Source organism: Azotobacter salinestris (genome assembly GCF_009363155.1).
Classification (GTDB): domain Bacteria; phylum Pseudomonadota; class Gammaproteobacteria; order Pseudomonadales; family Pseudomonadaceae; genus Azotobacter; species Azotobacter salinestris.
In genome coordinates this window covers 3,916,292-3,930,865 of the sequence record NZ_CP045302.1, presented here as the reverse complement: position 1 = coordinate 3,930,865, position 14,574 = coordinate 3,916,292, and the positions used below count along the sequence as shown (strand labels likewise).

The window sequence follows — 14,574 nt, the reverse complement described above, 5'->3', positions numbered from 1 at the left end:
CATGGCGGCCTCGCCGTCGCGGCTCGCTACAATGCGGCTATGCCCTCCCGTCTCACACAGGACCCACTGCATGTTCGAATCCGCCCAAGCGCTGTCGCGTCAGTTCGCCGCCCTGCGCAGCAGCGCCGATTTCTGGTCGCTGCGGCATGTCCGCGAAATCAGCGAGCATTACCGGGTGCGCCGGAACGTCGCCCTGCCGCCTTCCTTCGGCGAGGACTGCGGCGCCATGCTGACGGTACGCATCGCCGGCGTCGAAGCCTATGCGGCCACCAGCGATCTCACCCTGGCCGGGCTGCAGGCGGCCCTGGAGCGGGCCGAGCACATGGCCCGCGCCCTGGCCGGGCACGCGCTGCTGGAGGTGCGGGAGTTGCCGGTGCCGACCGGCGAGGCGGACGACGTGGCGCCCGGCTACGAGCGGCCGCTGGCCGGACCGTCCCACTGGTTCGAGGTGCTGGGCGCCGAATCGGCACGGGTGCCCCAGGATGCGCGGCTGGTGGACTGGAGCGCCGGACTCGGCGTCAGCTGCGTGGAGCAGATCTACCTCAACAGCGCCGGCGCCTGCCTGCGGCGGGCCCAGCGCTTCGTCTATCCGGAGCTGAGCGTGACCGCCAGCGACGGCCACGACAGCCAGAGCCGCAGCCTCGGCGGCTTCAACTTCGGCCAGCAGGGTGGCGCCGAGGTCGTCGAGCGGATCGGCCTGGTGGGGGCAGCGCCCCGGGTCGCGGACGAGGCGCTGCAGCTGCTGCTCGCCCCCAATACCCCCAGCGGCCCCCTCGACCTGCTGCTGATGCCCGACCAGATGGTCCTGCAGATCCACGAATCCATCGGCCATCCGCTGGAGCTGGACCGCATCCTCGGCGACGAGCGCAACTATGCCGGCACCAGCTTCGTTCGCCTGGAGGACTTCGGCCGCTACCAGTACGGCTCGCCGCTGCTCGACGTCACCTTCGACCCAGGCCGTCCCGAGGAGCTGGCCAGCTACCGCCACGACGACGACGGCACCCCGGCCCGGCGCGAATACCTGATCCGCGGCGGCATCCTGCAGCGCCCGCTGGGCGGCGCCCTGTCGCAGCTGCGCACCGGCCTGCCGGGGGTGGCCTGCAGCCGCGCCTGCAGCTGGAACCGCGCGCCCATCGACCGCATGGCCAACCTCAACGTCGAACCGGGCGACCGGAGCTTGGCGCAGCTGATCGGCGGCATCGAGCGCGGCATCCTGATGAGCACCAACCGCTCCTGGTCGATCGACGATGCCCGCAACAAGTTCCAGTTCGGCTGCGAATGGGGACAACTGATCGAGAACGGCGAACTCAAGGGCGTGGTGAAGAACCCCAACTACCGCGGGATTTCCGCGCACTTCTGGCGCAGCCTCGCCGCGGTGGGCGACGCCTCCACCGTCGAGGTGCTCGGCACGCCCTACTGCGGCAAGGGCGAGCCGAACCAGGCGGTGCGCGTCGGGCACGCCTCGCCGGCCTGCGTATTCAAGACCATCGACGTATTCGGAGGGGCCGCCTGATGAACGCCCGTGAGCATTTCCACGCCCTGCTCGACAGCCTGCGGCCGCTGCTGCACGCCGACGAAGGCTTCACCCTGGATTACCGCGCCGAGGTCTCGGAGTTCGTGCGCTTCAACCGGGCGCGGGTGCGCCAGGCCGGCCAGGTGCAGCAGATCTTCGCCACCCTCGCCCTCTATCTCGGCGAGCGCCATGCCCGCTTCGAGCTGAGCCTGACCGGCGTGGCCGAGGAAGACCGCGCCCGCCTGCGCCATGCGCTGGAACGGCTGCGCGCGGTGGTGCCGGCGCTGGCTCCCGACCCCTACCTGCGCCTCAACCGGGAGCCCTGGCGGAGCGAGGCCGCGCAGCCGACCGCGCTCCCCGACAGCGATGCGGCGATCGGGCAGATCGTCGAGGCCAGCGAGGGTCTCGATCTGGTCGGCATCTACACTGCCGGCCCGCAATACCATGGCTTCGCCAGCTCCTGGGGCGCCCTTGGCTGGCATGCGGCGAGCAGCTTCAACTTCGACTGGAGCCTGTTCCACGCCAACGGCCAGGCGGTCAAGAGCGCCTATGCCGGCCAGCGCTGGGATGCCCTGGCCTTCGCCCGGCGCATGGCCTCGGCGCGCGAGCAACTGGAATACCTGGGCCGCCCGGCACGGACCCTGGCGCCGGGCGACTACCGGGCCTATCTGGCCCCGGCGGCGCTGGACGAGATCCTCGACATGCTCAGCGGCGGCTTCTCGGCCCAGGCCCTGGCCAGCGGCGGCAGTCCCCTGCAGCGCCTGTTCGCCGGCCAAGCGCAACTCAGCCCGCTGCTGCACCTCCACGAGCGGATCAACGGTGGCCTGGCCCCGGCCTTCACCAGCGAAGGTCCGCGCCAGGACCTGCGCCTGCTCGCAGGAGGCCTTCCGGGCGAGCGGCTGGTCAGTTCGCGCAGTGCCGCCGAGCACGGACTGACCGCCAACGGCGCGGGGGCTCACGAATACCCGCTGTCCCCGGTGGTGACGGGCGGCGAACTAGAAGAGACCAACATCCTGGCCAGCCTGGACACCGGCCTGTACATCGGCAACCTCTGGTACCTCAACTTCTCCGACCGCCCGGCCGGCCGCCTGACCGGCATGACCCGCTTCGCCACCTTCTGGGTGGAAAACGGCCAGCTCCATGCCCCGGTCAACACCATGCGCTTCGACGACTCGGTGTTCAGCTTCCTCGGCCACCATCTGGAAGCCCTTACCCGCGAGCCCGAGATGATCCTGCCGGCCGGCACCTATGGCGCGCGGCAAAGCGGCTCCAGGACGCTGCCGGGAGCGTTGCTCGGGCGGTTCACGCTGACGCTTTGAAGAAAAGGGGCCTGGTCGCGGCCCCTATTGTCCCGCATCCGGCGAGTCGAGCGGCTGGGAGTCCAAGGCCGCCCGCTCCTCCTTCGCTGCCTTCGACGACTTCCATTTCGAATAGAAATACGCTCCGCCCGAGAGAGCGCCCGTTACGGCGGCGGCGGCGCCGACGATGGGTGCGGCCGTCACGATCAGGGGCGCGCTGGTTAGTCCGAGGGCAACGCCGATCGCACTCAGGCCGGTCGGGGCGGCGAGCACCGCACCGGCGCTCACCACGCCGGACGTGATGCCCAGCCCCATCGAGACCGTGTCTATCTTGTCGGCCACGTCCTTGTGATTCGCATCGAGCGCCTTGACCTTGGCGACGACCTTGCCGGGAATATTTCTCGTTCCGCTCGCCGTGACCGCCGCAAGCGTCTTCGCCGTGTCGATGGCGGCCCTGGCGTACCCGTTGGCGGCAGCCTTGCGGGCCGGCCTTTCGCTCGTCGATGCGGTCGCCGCGTCGCCAGCCCGGTCCTGGCCGTCATCCGCCAGCGACGAAGCCCCGGAATCCGGCTCCCCTGGTTTTCCGATCCGCTCTTTCACGTTCATCGCCTCATTCGAGTTTTTCCGTCGGCCGAAAACATCCGATCGCCCGGTGAGCGGCGCAGGCGGCGGCAGACACGAGCACTGCGCCAGCGTTTCCACGCCCAGAACAAGGCGGCCAGCATCACGCCAAGTCCGATCAACCGGGTAATGCCCGCGATACCCGTATCCCAGGCCAGCATATCCCAGCGACTGAAAATCTCCGTCCAGTCGTGATCGCCGCCACCGACCAACGGCAATTGGTGAACGCGGGCATCGGCCATGTAACGCCCGACATTCAGCAGACTCTCGCCGAACCACACGAGTGCCACGGACCAGCCCAAGCCATGCCGTTGCCGCCAGAAATGGCCGGCAAACAGCGCAGGAAACAGAAGCTGGAAAAGAGTACCGCCATAAACCGCCAGACCCGGCATCAACAAGCCAAGGATGGGATGCCCCGCCTCATGGATTGCCAGGTTGGCATTATCGAGCAGAAACACCCATCGGTCGGATGTGAAGCAATGCTGCCAGACGATGTAACCGACCGACAGGGCCAATCCAATCAGCGCTGCTCCCGTGACAGGCTGCCATTCCATGGAGTCGGCTTCGTGCCAAGGTTCCAAGATATCCTCCAGCCGCTGGATAAACATGTCCGGCACGTTACGCGACAGGCAGCGCTCATGCGCTGCGTGAGTTCAATATCACCTGAAACAAGCAGAACATGGTTCGGTTGCGATCGTGGACAAGCGAGTTACTCCCCCGGCACACGATGAAACTCGACAAAGAACCTGACCGGGCCATCCGGACTTACTTCATGCGGCACTTGAGGCTCGACGACACCACATCGATCGGGTGTCAGAACAATCTCGCTCACTTCCGGCGCCAATATCCGATAAAGCAGCCTGCCTTCCAGCACCACGATCTTCGCCCAGCCCCCCTCCTTCGTCGTGTGCTGCCGCAATAGGCCCGGAGGCACCGTTTCCTCTGTGAAGACCGGCGTTTTCTTATAGGGTCGAACGTCTTCCGGCAGGACTTTCATTGGAGATGCTCCTTCTTGTATTGGAGCCAACCGGCCGCCAAGGGCCGAGGGGCCTATAAATATAGCCTGCAGGCGTTCCGCTTGGACCGATGCATCGGCCCTGACTGGACGGCGTTTCCCGGACGAAGCCCTGCTCCCTGGCATCGCCATGCCGATCACGGACAGGAAGCCGATGCGTTAGGGTTTGTCTGAAAAGTCGGCACGTAAGCATTTTTCGATGCAGGCCAGCGTGACCATGGCCTTGAAACTGCTGGCCAGCTTGTCATAACGGGTGCAAAGACGGCGCTTTTCCTTGAGCCAACTGAACAGTCGTTCAATGGCGTTGCGCTTTTGGTACTGCGGTCTGTCAAATAGGCGAGGCAAGCCCGGTCGAGGCTTACGGTGCATCTTGCGTAAGGGAATGATGGGCTTCATGCCATACCGGTCGCAGTATTGGCGCAGGCTTTCGCTGTCGTAGCCTTTGTCAGCCAGTACATACCGGCAGCGCTTGCGCGGACGACCCTGGCTGCCAGGCAGGCTGATCTGCTCAAGCAAGGGCATGAAATAGCGCGAGTCGGCGTCCTGCCCGGGTGAAAGCATCACTGCCAGCGGATACCCGTTGCTGTCACAGGCCAGATGAAGCTTGGTGGTCAGCCCACCACGGCTTCGGCCGAGACATTGGTGCTGCGGCTCTTGCAGGCCCCTTTTTTTCTCGCACCGCTGGCGGCTCTGGTGGCCCGAATCGACGTTGAGTCGACCATCCAGGTATCCAGGTCGATAAAGCCGTCCTCACGCAGACGCAGATGCAGATGCCGCAGCACCTGCTCGAAGGTGCCGTTGTCACGCCACAGCCTGAAGCGCTGATATACCGTCTTCCAGGGGCCATAACGCTCGGGAAGATCGCGCCACTTGGCCCCTGAGCACAGAATCCAGAAGATGCCGTTGAGCATCTGGCGGTCATCTCGCCGGGGGCGGCCCATGCGTTGAGGGGGAGAAACGATGGCTTCGATCATCGCCCAGCGCTGGGCAGAAATCTCGTAACGGCCTGACATGGCTGCGCTCGGAACAACGGAGGCGGCATTTTAGCCAAATCGACTTTTCAGACAAACCCTAGTGTGGTGAATCACAAGTTCGCTTCATTATTTCTTTGCAAGGCTCGAGCAGCCCTGCCGACAGAGGCCAGGATTTCACCTGCTCCCTTACGCCAGCGGAAGGGCCTTGGATTCTGGTTGTAGGTCGCCAGGTAATACTCGATGGACTGCTCGAGTTCCTTCACGCTGGTATGGGCCTGGCGCTTTATCCACTTCTGGGTGAGCATCGAGAAAAAGCGCTCCACCAGATTCAGCCATGACGCAGACGTCGGGGTGAAATGCACGTGATAACGCGGGTGTGCGACAAGCCAGGCACGCACCTTGTCGGTCTTGTGCACGGCATAGTTATCCATGATCAGGTGTATGGCCTTGTCGCTCTCGACCGTTTCCTCGATGGCCCTGAGAAACTCCAGGAATTCTGCGCTGCGGTGACGGCGCTTGAGACGTCCGATCACCTCGCCGGTGGCCACATCCAGGGCGGCAAACAAGGACGTCGTGCCATGGCGCTGATAATCATGGGTACGGGTCGCCGGATACCCAGGCTCCAGCGGCAGCCCCGGCTGTGTTCGATTGAGCGCCTGGATCTGGCTTTTCTCATCGACGCACAGTACCAGCGCTTTATCCGGCGGATTCAGGTAGAGCCCTACGATATCCTGCACCTTGTCGACAAAGGCAGGATCGGTGGACAGCTTGAAGGTGTGCTCCAGGTGAGGCTTGAGCCCGAAGGCTCGCCAGATACGCTGTACGCTCGCCGGTGAAATATGGGTGGCCTTGCTCATCCGGCGCGAGCTCCAATGGCTGGCATCGTCGGGCCGGGTCTGCCGCACCCGGTCGACCACTTCCTGGACCTTTTCATCACTGATGCTGCGTAGGCGGCCTGAGCGCGGCTCGTCATTGAGGCCTTGCAGGCCCAAACGGGCGAAGCGAAGGCGCCACCTCGAAACGGTTTGCGCCGTAATGCCGAGCCGTCGAGCAATGGAAGAGCCGGACTCGCCTCGAGCGCAGGACAGAATGATCTCGGCGCGCAGCTGCATATCGGCAGGCCCCTTGTGCCTGGCTCGGCGGCGGGTGAGTTCGGCATGCTCTTGTTCGGTCAGTTCGATCCGAACGGCTGGGCGGCCTGTTTTCATCGCATGCCCTCCGAAAAAACTCTGCCAGCTCCGCGGTAGACAAGACTTATCCTGAGTAGTTGTGATTCACCACACTAGCGTAGCCACCTTGCACGAATGACCGAGCCACGAATACCGAGCAAAAGGATCAGCCCATGAGCGCAGCCGAGATGCGAATCCAAGCCCCCGAAGTGACAGAGGTGATCGACGAGGCCGAGCTTTACCTGGGCCTGCTGCCTCTGGCCTCCGCCCACATCATCGAACTCGGCTGCGGTGCCGCAGCCCACACCCGCACCATCGCCGAGAGAGGGAAGCCGGCGTCCATCCTGGCCTGCGAAGTGGACACCCTCCAGCTTGAAAAGAACCTGGCCATCGGCGACCTGCCCACGGTGACCTTCCGCCATGCCGGCGCCCAGGCCATCCCGGCGGAGGACGGCAGCGCCGATCTCGTGATGATGTTCAAGTCGCTCCATCACGTGCCGGTGAGCGACATGGACGACGCGATCCGGGAGATCTGCCGGGTGCTGCGTCCCGGCGGCCTGGCCTACATTTCGGAGCCGGTCTATGCAGGCGAATTCAATGACGTGGTGCGCCTGTTCCATGACGAGAAAACGGTTCGGGAGGCAGCCTTCGCCGCACTGCGAAAAGCGGTCGAGCAGGGCCTGCTGGAACTGGCGGGACAGTATTTCTTCAATACCCGCAATGATTTCCAAGATTTCGCCGAGTTCGAACGGCGCATCATCGGCGCTACCCACACCCAGCACCACCTGAGCCCGGAGTTGCGGCGGACCGTGCGCGAAAGATTCGAGGGCTCCATGGGACCCAAGGGCGCACGCTTCGTCATGCCAATGCGTGTCGATCTGCTGCGCCGTCCGGGCTAGGACGAGCGGCCCTCGGGGACTCAGGCAATGATATCGGCCATGTCCAACCCAGTGACGCCACTAAGCTCGATGGCAAACTCGGCCTCGCTGTCTGCGTCCTGGTTGCCATACAACACTCTGTCTTCGAACTTCAGCTGCCCGGCTTCGGTGAAATCGGCCCCGCTGGTGAGCAAAGTGTCGAAGTCATCGTTTTTCTTCGAGGACAGATCGGCGTCCAGGCGGGAAAGATCCAGCCGGTCGAGGCCCGACACGAAATCGGTGATGACATCCCGATCGTCCTTCTCCAGGCCGATCTCATTGGCCGTCCTGAACACGAAGGTATCCCCATCGGCCCCTCCCGTCAGGGTGTCGCGGCCTAGCCCGCCGATCAGGCGGTCGCGACCTTCCCTGCCATCGAGAACATCGTCTCCCGTACCGCCATCCAGGCGATCGGCCTCGGTGTAGCCGATCAGGGTATCGTTCCCCGCGCGCCCATAGAGCCGCGCCTCGTTCGGGTTGTCGTTGATGATCAAGTTGTCGAGCGCGTTTCCGCGCCCGACGGCCGTGTCGTTCCCCTTCAGGGTCAGGTTTTCCAGGTTTTTGCCGAGCGTATAGTCGCGCGGCGTATAGACGGTCACATGATCGATGCCACCGTTCTTGCGCTCGATGATCCTGTCGCCTTCATAGAAGACGTAGGAATCGTTGCCGTTGCCGCCGATCAGCACGTCGGAACCGGGCCCGCCGCCCAGGCTGTCGTCGCCATCGCCGCCCTCGATGCGATCATCTCCTTCGTAGCCATCCAGCAGATCGTTGCCGCTCTGGCCCATGATCCAGTCATCGCCGGCTTCGCCGATGATGAAGTCGTTTCCCGGCCCACCCCGAAGCGTATCGTTCCCGGCCCGGCCATAAATGGTGTCATTGCCGGCCTGGCCCTGAAGCACATCGTCACCGGGGGTGCCTTCGAGCGTCAGGTCGGCAGTATTGTCGGAATCGCTGTCGCAAGTTCGATCATGAGCCATGGCGTTCACCCTCTGTTTCGAAGTGAATTGGTTGCCGGTTGCATCCAAGTGTTTATGTGCCAAAGAGCAAACTTGCCATTTGCCTTTGTGACAAACAGGGCTGGCTTATTCAACCGAAGCATTGATAGGGCGCTCTGAAGCTTCATCAACCTCGATAGACAAAGACAACCCGAAATGGGAGCAGCCAAAACCGAATACTTTAAAATGGAGTGTTTTTATTCGGCCAGTAAATCGGGCACAGCCAGCAAGTAACCAAGCCCAGGACTCTCGACCCAATAAATCCGCCCACGCTTTTCAGCGGCAACAACGATCACGCTACCGTTATCCAGCCAGCGAACGGAGACAGCCGCCCAAAGCACACAGTTACTGGCTGATTGGCAATAGGGAAAGCCGGAAAACAATTAAGGTGGGAAATAAAAATAGTCACGCAGAAACACGCGGCAAGCGGCTAGCCTGCGGAATGCCGCTTGGGAATACGACGCAGCCGACGAGCGGCAACCCGCCAGCCCAGCCGCCTCACTCCAGCAGACTCAACTCCCGCGCCCGGCTCATCGCCCGCGTCCGGCTGGTGACCTGGAGCTTCCCGTAGAGGTTCTTCAGGTGCCATTTCACCGTTTCCACGGAAATATCCAGGGTGCGGGCGATTTCCTTGTTGGACTGGCCGGCGGCGACCAGACGCAGGGTCTGGCTTTCCCGTTCGCTGAGGCTGAACGGCGGCTCGGCGCAGTCCTCGCCGCCGAGGCGTTCGCGCAGGATGGCGAGGTAGCCCGCGAGGTCGCTGCCGCCCGCCTCCAGCGCGGCGCAGCGGCTCAGCAGCGGCAACAGGGCGCGGCCGGCGTCGGTCAGGCTGCACAGCAGGTTTTCCCGCTGGCCCAGTTGCAGCGCCGGCAGCAGGGCCGCGATGGCGGCCTCGCGCTCGTCGCCCTGCCAGAGGGCGATGGCCCAGAGCGGGCGCAGGCGCGCGGCTTCGAGCAATTGTCCGTGCGCCTCGAACTCGGCCACCACCCCGGCCAGGCAGTCGGCCGCCGCCAGGCCCAGGCCCTGGGCGAGCAGCAGCCGGGCGCGGGCGATGCGCGCGTAGTGGCGGCAGCCCGGGATGGCGCCCTCGTCGCTCTTCAGCAGCTCGATGCGCCGCAGCATGTGCTCGGCGCCGGCCAGGTCGTCGCGCTGCAGCTGCAGGCGCACCTGTTCGGCGAGCAGCGCCGCCTGCAGGCGGTTCCAGCGGCGCTGGGCGGCGATTTCCTGGGCGTGCTGGAGCAGCAGGCGCGCCTGCACCCCGTCGTCCTCGGCCAGCGCCCGCCGGCACAGCGCGCGGTAGACCGCCAGCACGCCGTCAAGGGGCGCCACGCGGTCGATCTGCAGGCCGCGCTGGCGCACCAGCGCATCCAGGCGCTCCCAGTCGCCGTGCTCGTAGGCCAGTTCGGCCAGCGAGGCGGCCAGGGTGGCGCTGCCGCTGGACTGCGGTCCGGTGAGCCGGTCGGCGGACTCCATCGCCTGCAGGAAACAGGCCTCGGCGGTGCGCAGATCGCCCTGGCGCAGGTGGCTCTGGCCGAGGATGAAGGCACGGTGGACGGTGACGAACAGGTTCTCGGTGGGCGCCCCCGGATAGAGGGTGTGGCGCTGCACGGCCTGGGCCTGATCGTGCTGGCCGAGGACCAGGTGGCAGTAGCTGAGGACGTTGCAGACCAGGCCGTCGACCCAGCTGTCGCCGCAGGGGATCTGCGCCAGCAGCGGCTCGGCCAGGGCGATGCCGGTCTGCACGTTCTCGGCGAAGGCCTCGCAGATGGCCGCCACCGCGTCCAGCTTGACCCGCAGGTCGCGACGCGCCGGGTGCACGGCGAACCAGCGGCGCAGCTCGCCGAGCAGGCGCCGCGACTCATCGAAGCGGAAACGGTGGGCCAGCGCCCAGGCCAGGTTGAGCTGCAGGCTGATGCGGTGCTCGTCGGCGGTGATCGGCAGTTGCTGCAGCCAGCCCAGCAGGGTGTCGATGTCGCCGCGCTCGGCCAGCGACTGGGCGCCCAGCCCGGCGCGGCCCGGCGCGCTCTCGACCTTGCCGGCGGCCAGCGCGTGGCGGGTCGCCTCGGCCCACAGGCTCTGCCCGGCGAACCAGTTGCCGGCGCGCTCGTGCAGCGCGGTGATATCCAGGTCGGTGCGCCGGCGCAGGCGGGTCTGCAGGGTCTCGGCGAACAGGTGGTGGTAGCGGAACCACTGGCCGTGGTCGTCCAGCGCAGCGACGAACAGATTGTGCCGCTCGATCCAGTCGAGCATGGCGTGACCATCGTGGCGCCCGGTGACCGCGTCGCACAGTTCGGCGCAGAAGCGGTCGAGGATCGAGGTGCGCATCAGGAAGTCGTCGACCGCCGCCGGCAGCGGCTCGAACACCACGTCCTCCAGATATCGGCCGACCAGCCGGCCGCCATGGCTCAGGCTGTCGATGACCTGCGCCGGGTTGTCCTTGATCGAGGGCGACAGGGTGGCCATCTGCATGCCGGTGATCCAGCCCTCGGTCAGCTCCAGCAGGCGCTGGGTCTGCGCGTTGCTCAGGGCCAGGGCGGCGGAGTCGGCGAAGTAGTGGCGCGCCTCGCAGAGGTTGAAGCGCAGGTCGTTGGTGTCGACCTCGATCAGCTGGTGGCGCGAGCGCAGGCGGCTCAGCGGCAGCGACGGCAGGCTGCGGCTGCCGAGCAGCACGTGGAAGTTGGCCGGCGCGTGTTCGAGCAGGTAGGCGAAGGCACGGTGGATCGCCGGATTGCGGATCGTGTGGTAGTCGTCAACGATCAGGTAGAGCGGCACCTCCACCGCCTGCACCGCGTTGATCAGGTGGCCGAACACCAGGTCGATGGACGGCAGCCCGGCGGCGAGAAAGCCCAGCCGCCAGCCGAGGCCGGGATGCAGCGGCAGCAGGGCGTCGAGCAGGTAGTGGCAGAAGTACTCGGGCACGTCGTCGCCTTCGTCCAGGCTCAGCCAGGCGACGGCTTCGCCGCGCTCCTGCAGCTGGCTGCGGCACTGGGCGAGCAGCGTGGTCTTGCCGAAGCCGGCGCCGGCGCAGACCAGCGCCAGGCTGCGCTCGGCCAGCGGCTCGAAGCGCGCCAGCAGGCGCGGGCGAACCAGCAGCACGCCAGGCGAGCGCGGCGGGACGAACTTGGTGGCGATCAGCGGCAGGCCGCAAGTGCCCTGGCTGTAGACGGGAGCGAAGCGGCGCTCGGAATGGCGTCGATCCATCTTTCATACCTCGAAAGCCGGTCTGTTCCGACCTGTTCTTGTTGTCTCCGACGCGGCCTGCGCGGCAGCCGGGGCCGTGCGGCGCGTCGCCCGCAAGGATAATGCCCTATCCCACCCGTCCGCGCCCCCCATCCGGGTAGTTATTCCGACTCCCGGCCTTTTCCTACCGTAGCCCCCGCCACCCGCCGACCCGGGGCAACGCCCCCGGCCCGCGACCCGACGTGCGCATCCCGCCTACAAGATCCGACAACAGGGCCATCCATCATGCCGAACGGCGCAATCTCCATCCGCCCTCCGGGCAAGTTCTTCATGGGCAAGGGCCTGCTGGCCGAGCTGGGCAGCTATGCGCAGGCCTTCGGCAGCCGTGCCTACGTCCTCTGCGACAAGTTCATCCTCGAGCGGGCGATCGCCGAGGCCGGCCCCTCGTTCGAGGCGCGCGGCTCGGCGGTGTTCGGCAAGTTCCAGCACGAATGCACGCGCATCGAGATCAACCGCAACCGCGAGCTGGCGCGCAGCATCAAGGCCGAGCTGATCGTCGGCATCGGCGGCGGCAAGACCCTGGACACCGCCAAGGCGGTGGCCTGCCACGAGCGGCTGCCGGTGCTGACCGTGCCGACCACCGCCTCCAGCGATGCGGCCTGCACCGCCCGCGCGCTCATCTATACCCTGAACAGCGAGTTCGACCGCTGCATGCTGCTGCCGGGCGGCCCGGACGTGGTCATCGCCGACACCGCGATCCTCGCCGCGGCGCCGGCGCGGCTGTTCGTCGCCGGCATCGGCAAGGCCCTGGCGACCTACTTCGAGGTGCGTGCCTGCTACCGGGCCAGGGCCGGACGCACGGCGCCGACCCGCGCCGCGCGCACCGCCCTGGCCACCGCCCGTCTGTGTCTGGACAGTCTGCTGGAGAACGCCGCCCAGGCGCGCCTCGATGTGGAGCACCAGCGCTCGAGCCGGGCGGTGGAGGCGGTGCTGGAGGCGACCGTCTACCTCAGCGGGGTGAGCGCCGACGGCGGCGGCCGCGCCGCGGCCCATGCGATCCACAACGGCATGCTCGCCGTGCCCGCCCTGCAGCACGCCCGCCACGGCGAGAAAATGGCCTTCGCCCTGCTCGCCCAGCTGGTGCTGGAGCGGGCGCCGGAGGAAGAGATCGCCACGGTGCTCGACTTCATCCAGGCGGTCGACCTGCCGTCGACCCTGCAGGATCTCGGCGTCAAGGTCTTCGCCGAAGCGCAGTGGCGGCGGGTGGCGGAGCGGGCCTGCGAGAAGCACGAGAGCATGGGCAACATGCCCTTCGCCGTGGCGCCGGACGACGTCTACCGGGCCATCCGCGAGGCCGATGCCCTGGCCGTGGCCCATCGCCGGGCAACGGCCGGCCGCGCGCCCCTGACGGCAGCTTCCGGCTGAAGCCGGGGCGCGGCTGCCTCGGGCAGCCGCGCCGGAATAAAAAAGTCCCTGCAGCAGACGGTCGACACTGCAGGGACAACGCCTGCTCAGAACATGCGCAGGTCGAGAGGAAACTCGAGAATCAGCCGCAACTCGTCGATGTCGGCCTCGGCGGTGTGGTCGCCGTTCACCCGGTGAGTGGCCTGGAAGAGCCGGAAACTCAGGTCCTTGGCCGGTCCGCTCTGCACCACGTAGCTGAGCCAGAAATTGCGCTCCCAGTGGCGGCCGTCGCGCACCTTCTGGTAGGCGGCGTAGGCCGGGCCGACGTCGCGCCCGTCGATGTCGGTGCCGCGCACGTAGCGGGCGATCAGCGCCAGGCCGGGTATGCCGACGGCGGCGAAGTCGTAGTCGTAGCGAAAGAGCCAGACGCGCTCGTTGGGGTTGTTGAAGTCGGAGACCTGGGAGTTGGTGTTCAGGAAGAAGTCCCAGGTGTGCCAGACGTAGTCGAAGGGCGAGTCGTCGTCGATCCGCGTGTGGGCGACGCTGAAGGCGTGAGCGCCGACGCTGATGCCGGCCTGCAGGCTCCAGGAGTCGTTGTCGAGATCGCCGAGCAGCGACTTGCCGGTGTCGCGGGTGCGGTAGTAGCGGAAGCCGGCGTTGAAGCTCACGCCCTCCCCCAGCGGCTGCCGCCAGTCGGCATAGAAGGCCGACTGGTTCCAGACGTCGTCGAGCCGGCCATGGTGCAGACGGAAGAGCAGGCGGTCGGCGAGGTTGTAGTCGATGCCGCCGTAGACGAAGTCGTCGGCCTCCTTGAAGCGTCCGCCGTAGGCGGTGCCCAGATCGCCGTTGTGGGCGGTGGCGGTGCGGTCGCTGCCGGACTCCAGCTTGCCGCCCTGCAGGGTCAGGCCCTTGATCGAGGTGTTCTTGAGCGTGGTGCCGCGAAAGCTCTGCGGCAGCAGGCGGATGTCGCTGGTGTTGAGCACCGGGCTCTGGGGCCGGACGTCGCCGTAGCGCAGCTCGGTGTCCTCGAACAGGCGCAGCTTCAGCTCGACGTCGACCTTGCCGAATTCGTCCTTGGGCTTGCCGTCGAAGTTGTAGCCGCGCCGCGGGATCAGGCCGGGACCGCCGTTACCGTCGCCAACCAGGCCGTCGCCGCCGTCCAGCTTGATGCCGTACAGACCGCGCACGTCGAGGCCGAAGCCGACCGTGCCCGGGGTGAAGCCGGACTCGAAAGTGGCGATCAGCCCGTGCGCCCACTCGGTGCGACGGCTCTTCCGCTCGCCGGTCTGCGGGTTGGTGGCGCGGTCGCCGTTCTGAAAATCCTGGCTGAAATAGAAGTTGCGGTTGAGCAGCTCGAAGCGGGAGCCCTCGAAAAACCCCTCTTCGCCGAGGGCAACGGCCGGCAGGGCCAGAACGGCGGCCAGGGAGGCGATACGGGCTGGATTCTTGTTGTTGTCGGGACGCATGGGTTCATTCCTGTTGCTT

13 protein-coding genes are annotated in these 14,574 nt (G+C 66.2%); 4 read left to right on the top strand and 9 right to left on the bottom strand.

The features are described from left to right. Positions 1–70 precede the first annotated feature (70 nt). A complete protein-coding gene (locus GCU53_RS18430; RefSeq protein WP_152388886.1) occupies positions 71–1,513 on the top strand; it encodes a TldD/PmbA family protein in 1,443 nt (480 codons plus the stop codon). Continuing rightward, the gene (locus tag GCU53_RS18425) at positions 1,513–2,832 is read left to right on the top strand and encodes a TldD/PmbA family protein (protein ID WP_152388885.1); all 1,320 of its coding nucleotides are present in this window, start codon (positions 1,513–1,515) and stop codon (positions 2,830–2,832) included. The genes GCU53_RS18430 and GCU53_RS18425 overlap by 1 nt, the downstream gene beginning before the upstream one ends. A 24-nt stretch (positions 2,833–2,856) precedes the next feature. On the opposite strand, the gene GCU53_RS26235 is transcribed toward GCU53_RS18425, so the two are convergent. The 6 genes from GCU53_RS26235 to GCU53_RS18400 all read right to left on the bottom strand — a co-directional run bounded on the left by GCU53_RS26235 (position 2,857) and on the right by GCU53_RS18400 (position 6,629). Further along, entirely contained in the window at positions 2,857–3,417 is a 561-nt protein-coding gene (locus GCU53_RS26235) for a hypothetical protein (RefSeq protein WP_244306841.1), read from the bottom strand. Beyond that, positions 3,414–4,040 (bottom strand): hypothetical protein, encoded by a 627-nt coding sequence (locus tag GCU53_RS18415; protein WP_208845313.1) that lies wholly within the window; start codon positions 4,038–4,040, stop codon positions 3,414–3,416. Before GCU53_RS18415 ends, GCU53_RS26235 begins: the two co-directional genes overlap by 4 nt. Before the next feature lie 101 nt (positions 4,041–4,141). Further along, positions 4,142–4,429, bottom strand: coding sequence for a TehB family protein (locus GCU53_RS18410; RefSeq protein ID WP_152388884.1), 288 nt, complete (start codon positions 4,427–4,429; stop codon positions 4,142–4,144). 177 nt (positions 4,430–4,606) lie between these two features. Beyond that, on the bottom strand, positions 4,607–5,107 hold the full coding sequence (locus tag GCU53_RS26595; RefSeq protein WP_244307155.1) for an IS5 family transposase: 501 nt from the start codon (positions 5,105–5,107) through the stop codon (positions 4,607–4,609). Then, entirely contained in the window at positions 5,059–5,460 is a 402-nt protein-coding gene (locus GCU53_RS26590; RefSeq protein WP_152388120.1) for an IS5 family transposase, read from the bottom strand. The genes GCU53_RS26595 and GCU53_RS26590 overlap by 49 nt, the downstream gene beginning before the upstream one ends. Before the next feature lie 71 nt (positions 5,461–5,531). Beyond that, positions 5,532–6,629 (bottom strand): IS630 family transposase, encoded by a 1,098-nt coding sequence (locus tag GCU53_RS18400; protein WP_152388883.1) that lies wholly within the window; start codon positions 6,627–6,629, stop codon positions 5,532–5,534. Between the two features lie 134 nt (positions 6,630–6,763). Here GCU53_RS18400 and GCU53_RS18395 point away from each other — a divergent pair, with 134 nt between their 5' ends. Next, positions 6,764–7,489, top strand: a complete 726-nt coding sequence (locus GCU53_RS18395) for a class I SAM-dependent methyltransferase (RefSeq protein WP_152388882.1) — start codon at positions 6,764–6,766, stop codon at positions 7,487–7,489. A 20-nt stretch (positions 7,490–7,509) separates the two neighbouring features. Here GCU53_RS18395 and GCU53_RS18390 read toward each other — a convergent pair whose 3' ends face one another. Both GCU53_RS18390 and GCU53_RS18385 read right to left on the bottom strand, forming a co-directional pair. Then, entirely contained in the window at positions 7,510–8,487 is a 978-nt protein-coding gene (locus GCU53_RS18390) for a calcium-binding protein (RefSeq protein WP_152388881.1), read from the bottom strand. A 516-nt stretch (positions 8,488–9,003) separates the two neighbouring features. Further along, complete coding sequence (locus GCU53_RS18385; RefSeq protein WP_152388880.1) at positions 9,004–11,706, bottom strand: winged helix-turn-helix domain-containing protein; 2,703 nt, start codon at positions 11,704–11,706, stop codon at positions 9,004–9,006. 264 nt (positions 11,707–11,970) lie between these two features. Here GCU53_RS18385 and GCU53_RS18380 point away from each other — a divergent pair, with 264 nt between their 5' ends. Then, the gene (locus GCU53_RS18380) at positions 11,971–13,110 is read left to right on the top strand and encodes a glycerol dehydrogenase (protein WP_244306839.1); all 1,140 of its coding nucleotides are present in this window, start codon (positions 11,971–11,973) and stop codon (positions 13,108–13,110) included. An 86-nt stretch (positions 13,111–13,196) separates the two neighbouring features. Here GCU53_RS18380 and GCU53_RS18375 read toward each other — a convergent pair whose 3' ends face one another. Continuing rightward, positions 13,197–14,555 (bottom strand): OprD family porin, encoded by a 1,359-nt coding sequence (locus tag GCU53_RS18375; protein ID WP_152388878.1) that lies wholly within the window; start codon positions 14,553–14,555, stop codon positions 13,197–13,199. Positions 14,556–14,574: the final 19 nt, after the last annotated feature.

Excerpts from the sequence above, each read along its gene's own strand:
- GCU53_RS18430 (WP_152388886.1), top strand. The coding sequence starts at position 71 with ATGTTCGAATCCGCCCAAGCGCTGTCGCGTCAGTTCGCCGCCCTGCGC.
- GCU53_RS18425 (WP_152388885.1), top strand. The coding sequence starts at position 1,513 with ATGAACGCCCGTGAGCATTTCCACGCCCTGCTCGACAGCCTGCGGCCG.
- GCU53_RS26235 (WP_244306841.1), bottom strand. The coding sequence starts at position 3,417 with ATGAACGTGAAAGAGCGGATCGGAAAACCAGGGGAGCCGGATTCCGGG.
- GCU53_RS18415 (WP_208845313.1), bottom strand. The coding sequence starts at position 4,040 with ATGTTTATCCAGCGGCTGGAGGATATCTTGGAACCTTGGCACGAAGCC.
- GCU53_RS18410 (WP_152388884.1), bottom strand. The coding sequence starts at position 4,429 with ATGAAAGTCCTGCCGGAAGACGTTCGACCCTATAAGAAAACGCCGGTC.
- GCU53_RS26590 (WP_152388120.1), bottom strand. The coding sequence starts at position 5,460 with ATGTCAGGCCGTTACGAGATTTCTGCCCAGCGCTGGGCGATGATCGAA.
- GCU53_RS18400 (WP_152388883.1), bottom strand. The coding sequence starts at position 6,629 with ATGAAAACAGGCCGCCCAGCCGTTCGGATCGAACTGACCGAACAAGAG.
- GCU53_RS18395 (WP_152388882.1), top strand. The coding sequence starts at position 6,764 with ATGAGCGCAGCCGAGATGCGAATCCAAGCCCCCGAAGTGACAGAGGTG.
- GCU53_RS18390 (WP_152388881.1), bottom strand. The coding sequence starts at position 8,487 with ATGGCTCATGATCGAACTTGCGACAGCGATTCCGACAATACTGCCGAC.
- GCU53_RS18385 (WP_152388880.1), bottom strand. The coding sequence starts at position 11,706 with ATGGATCGACGCCATTCCGAGCGCCGCTTCGCTCCCGTCTACAGCCAG.
- GCU53_RS18380 (WP_244306839.1), top strand. The coding sequence starts at position 11,971 with ATGCCGAACGGCGCAATCTCCATCCGCCCTCCGGGCAAGTTCTTCATG.
- GCU53_RS18375 (WP_152388878.1), bottom strand. The coding sequence starts at position 14,555 with ATGCGTCCCGACAACAACAAGAATCCAGCCCGTATCGCCTCCCTGGCC.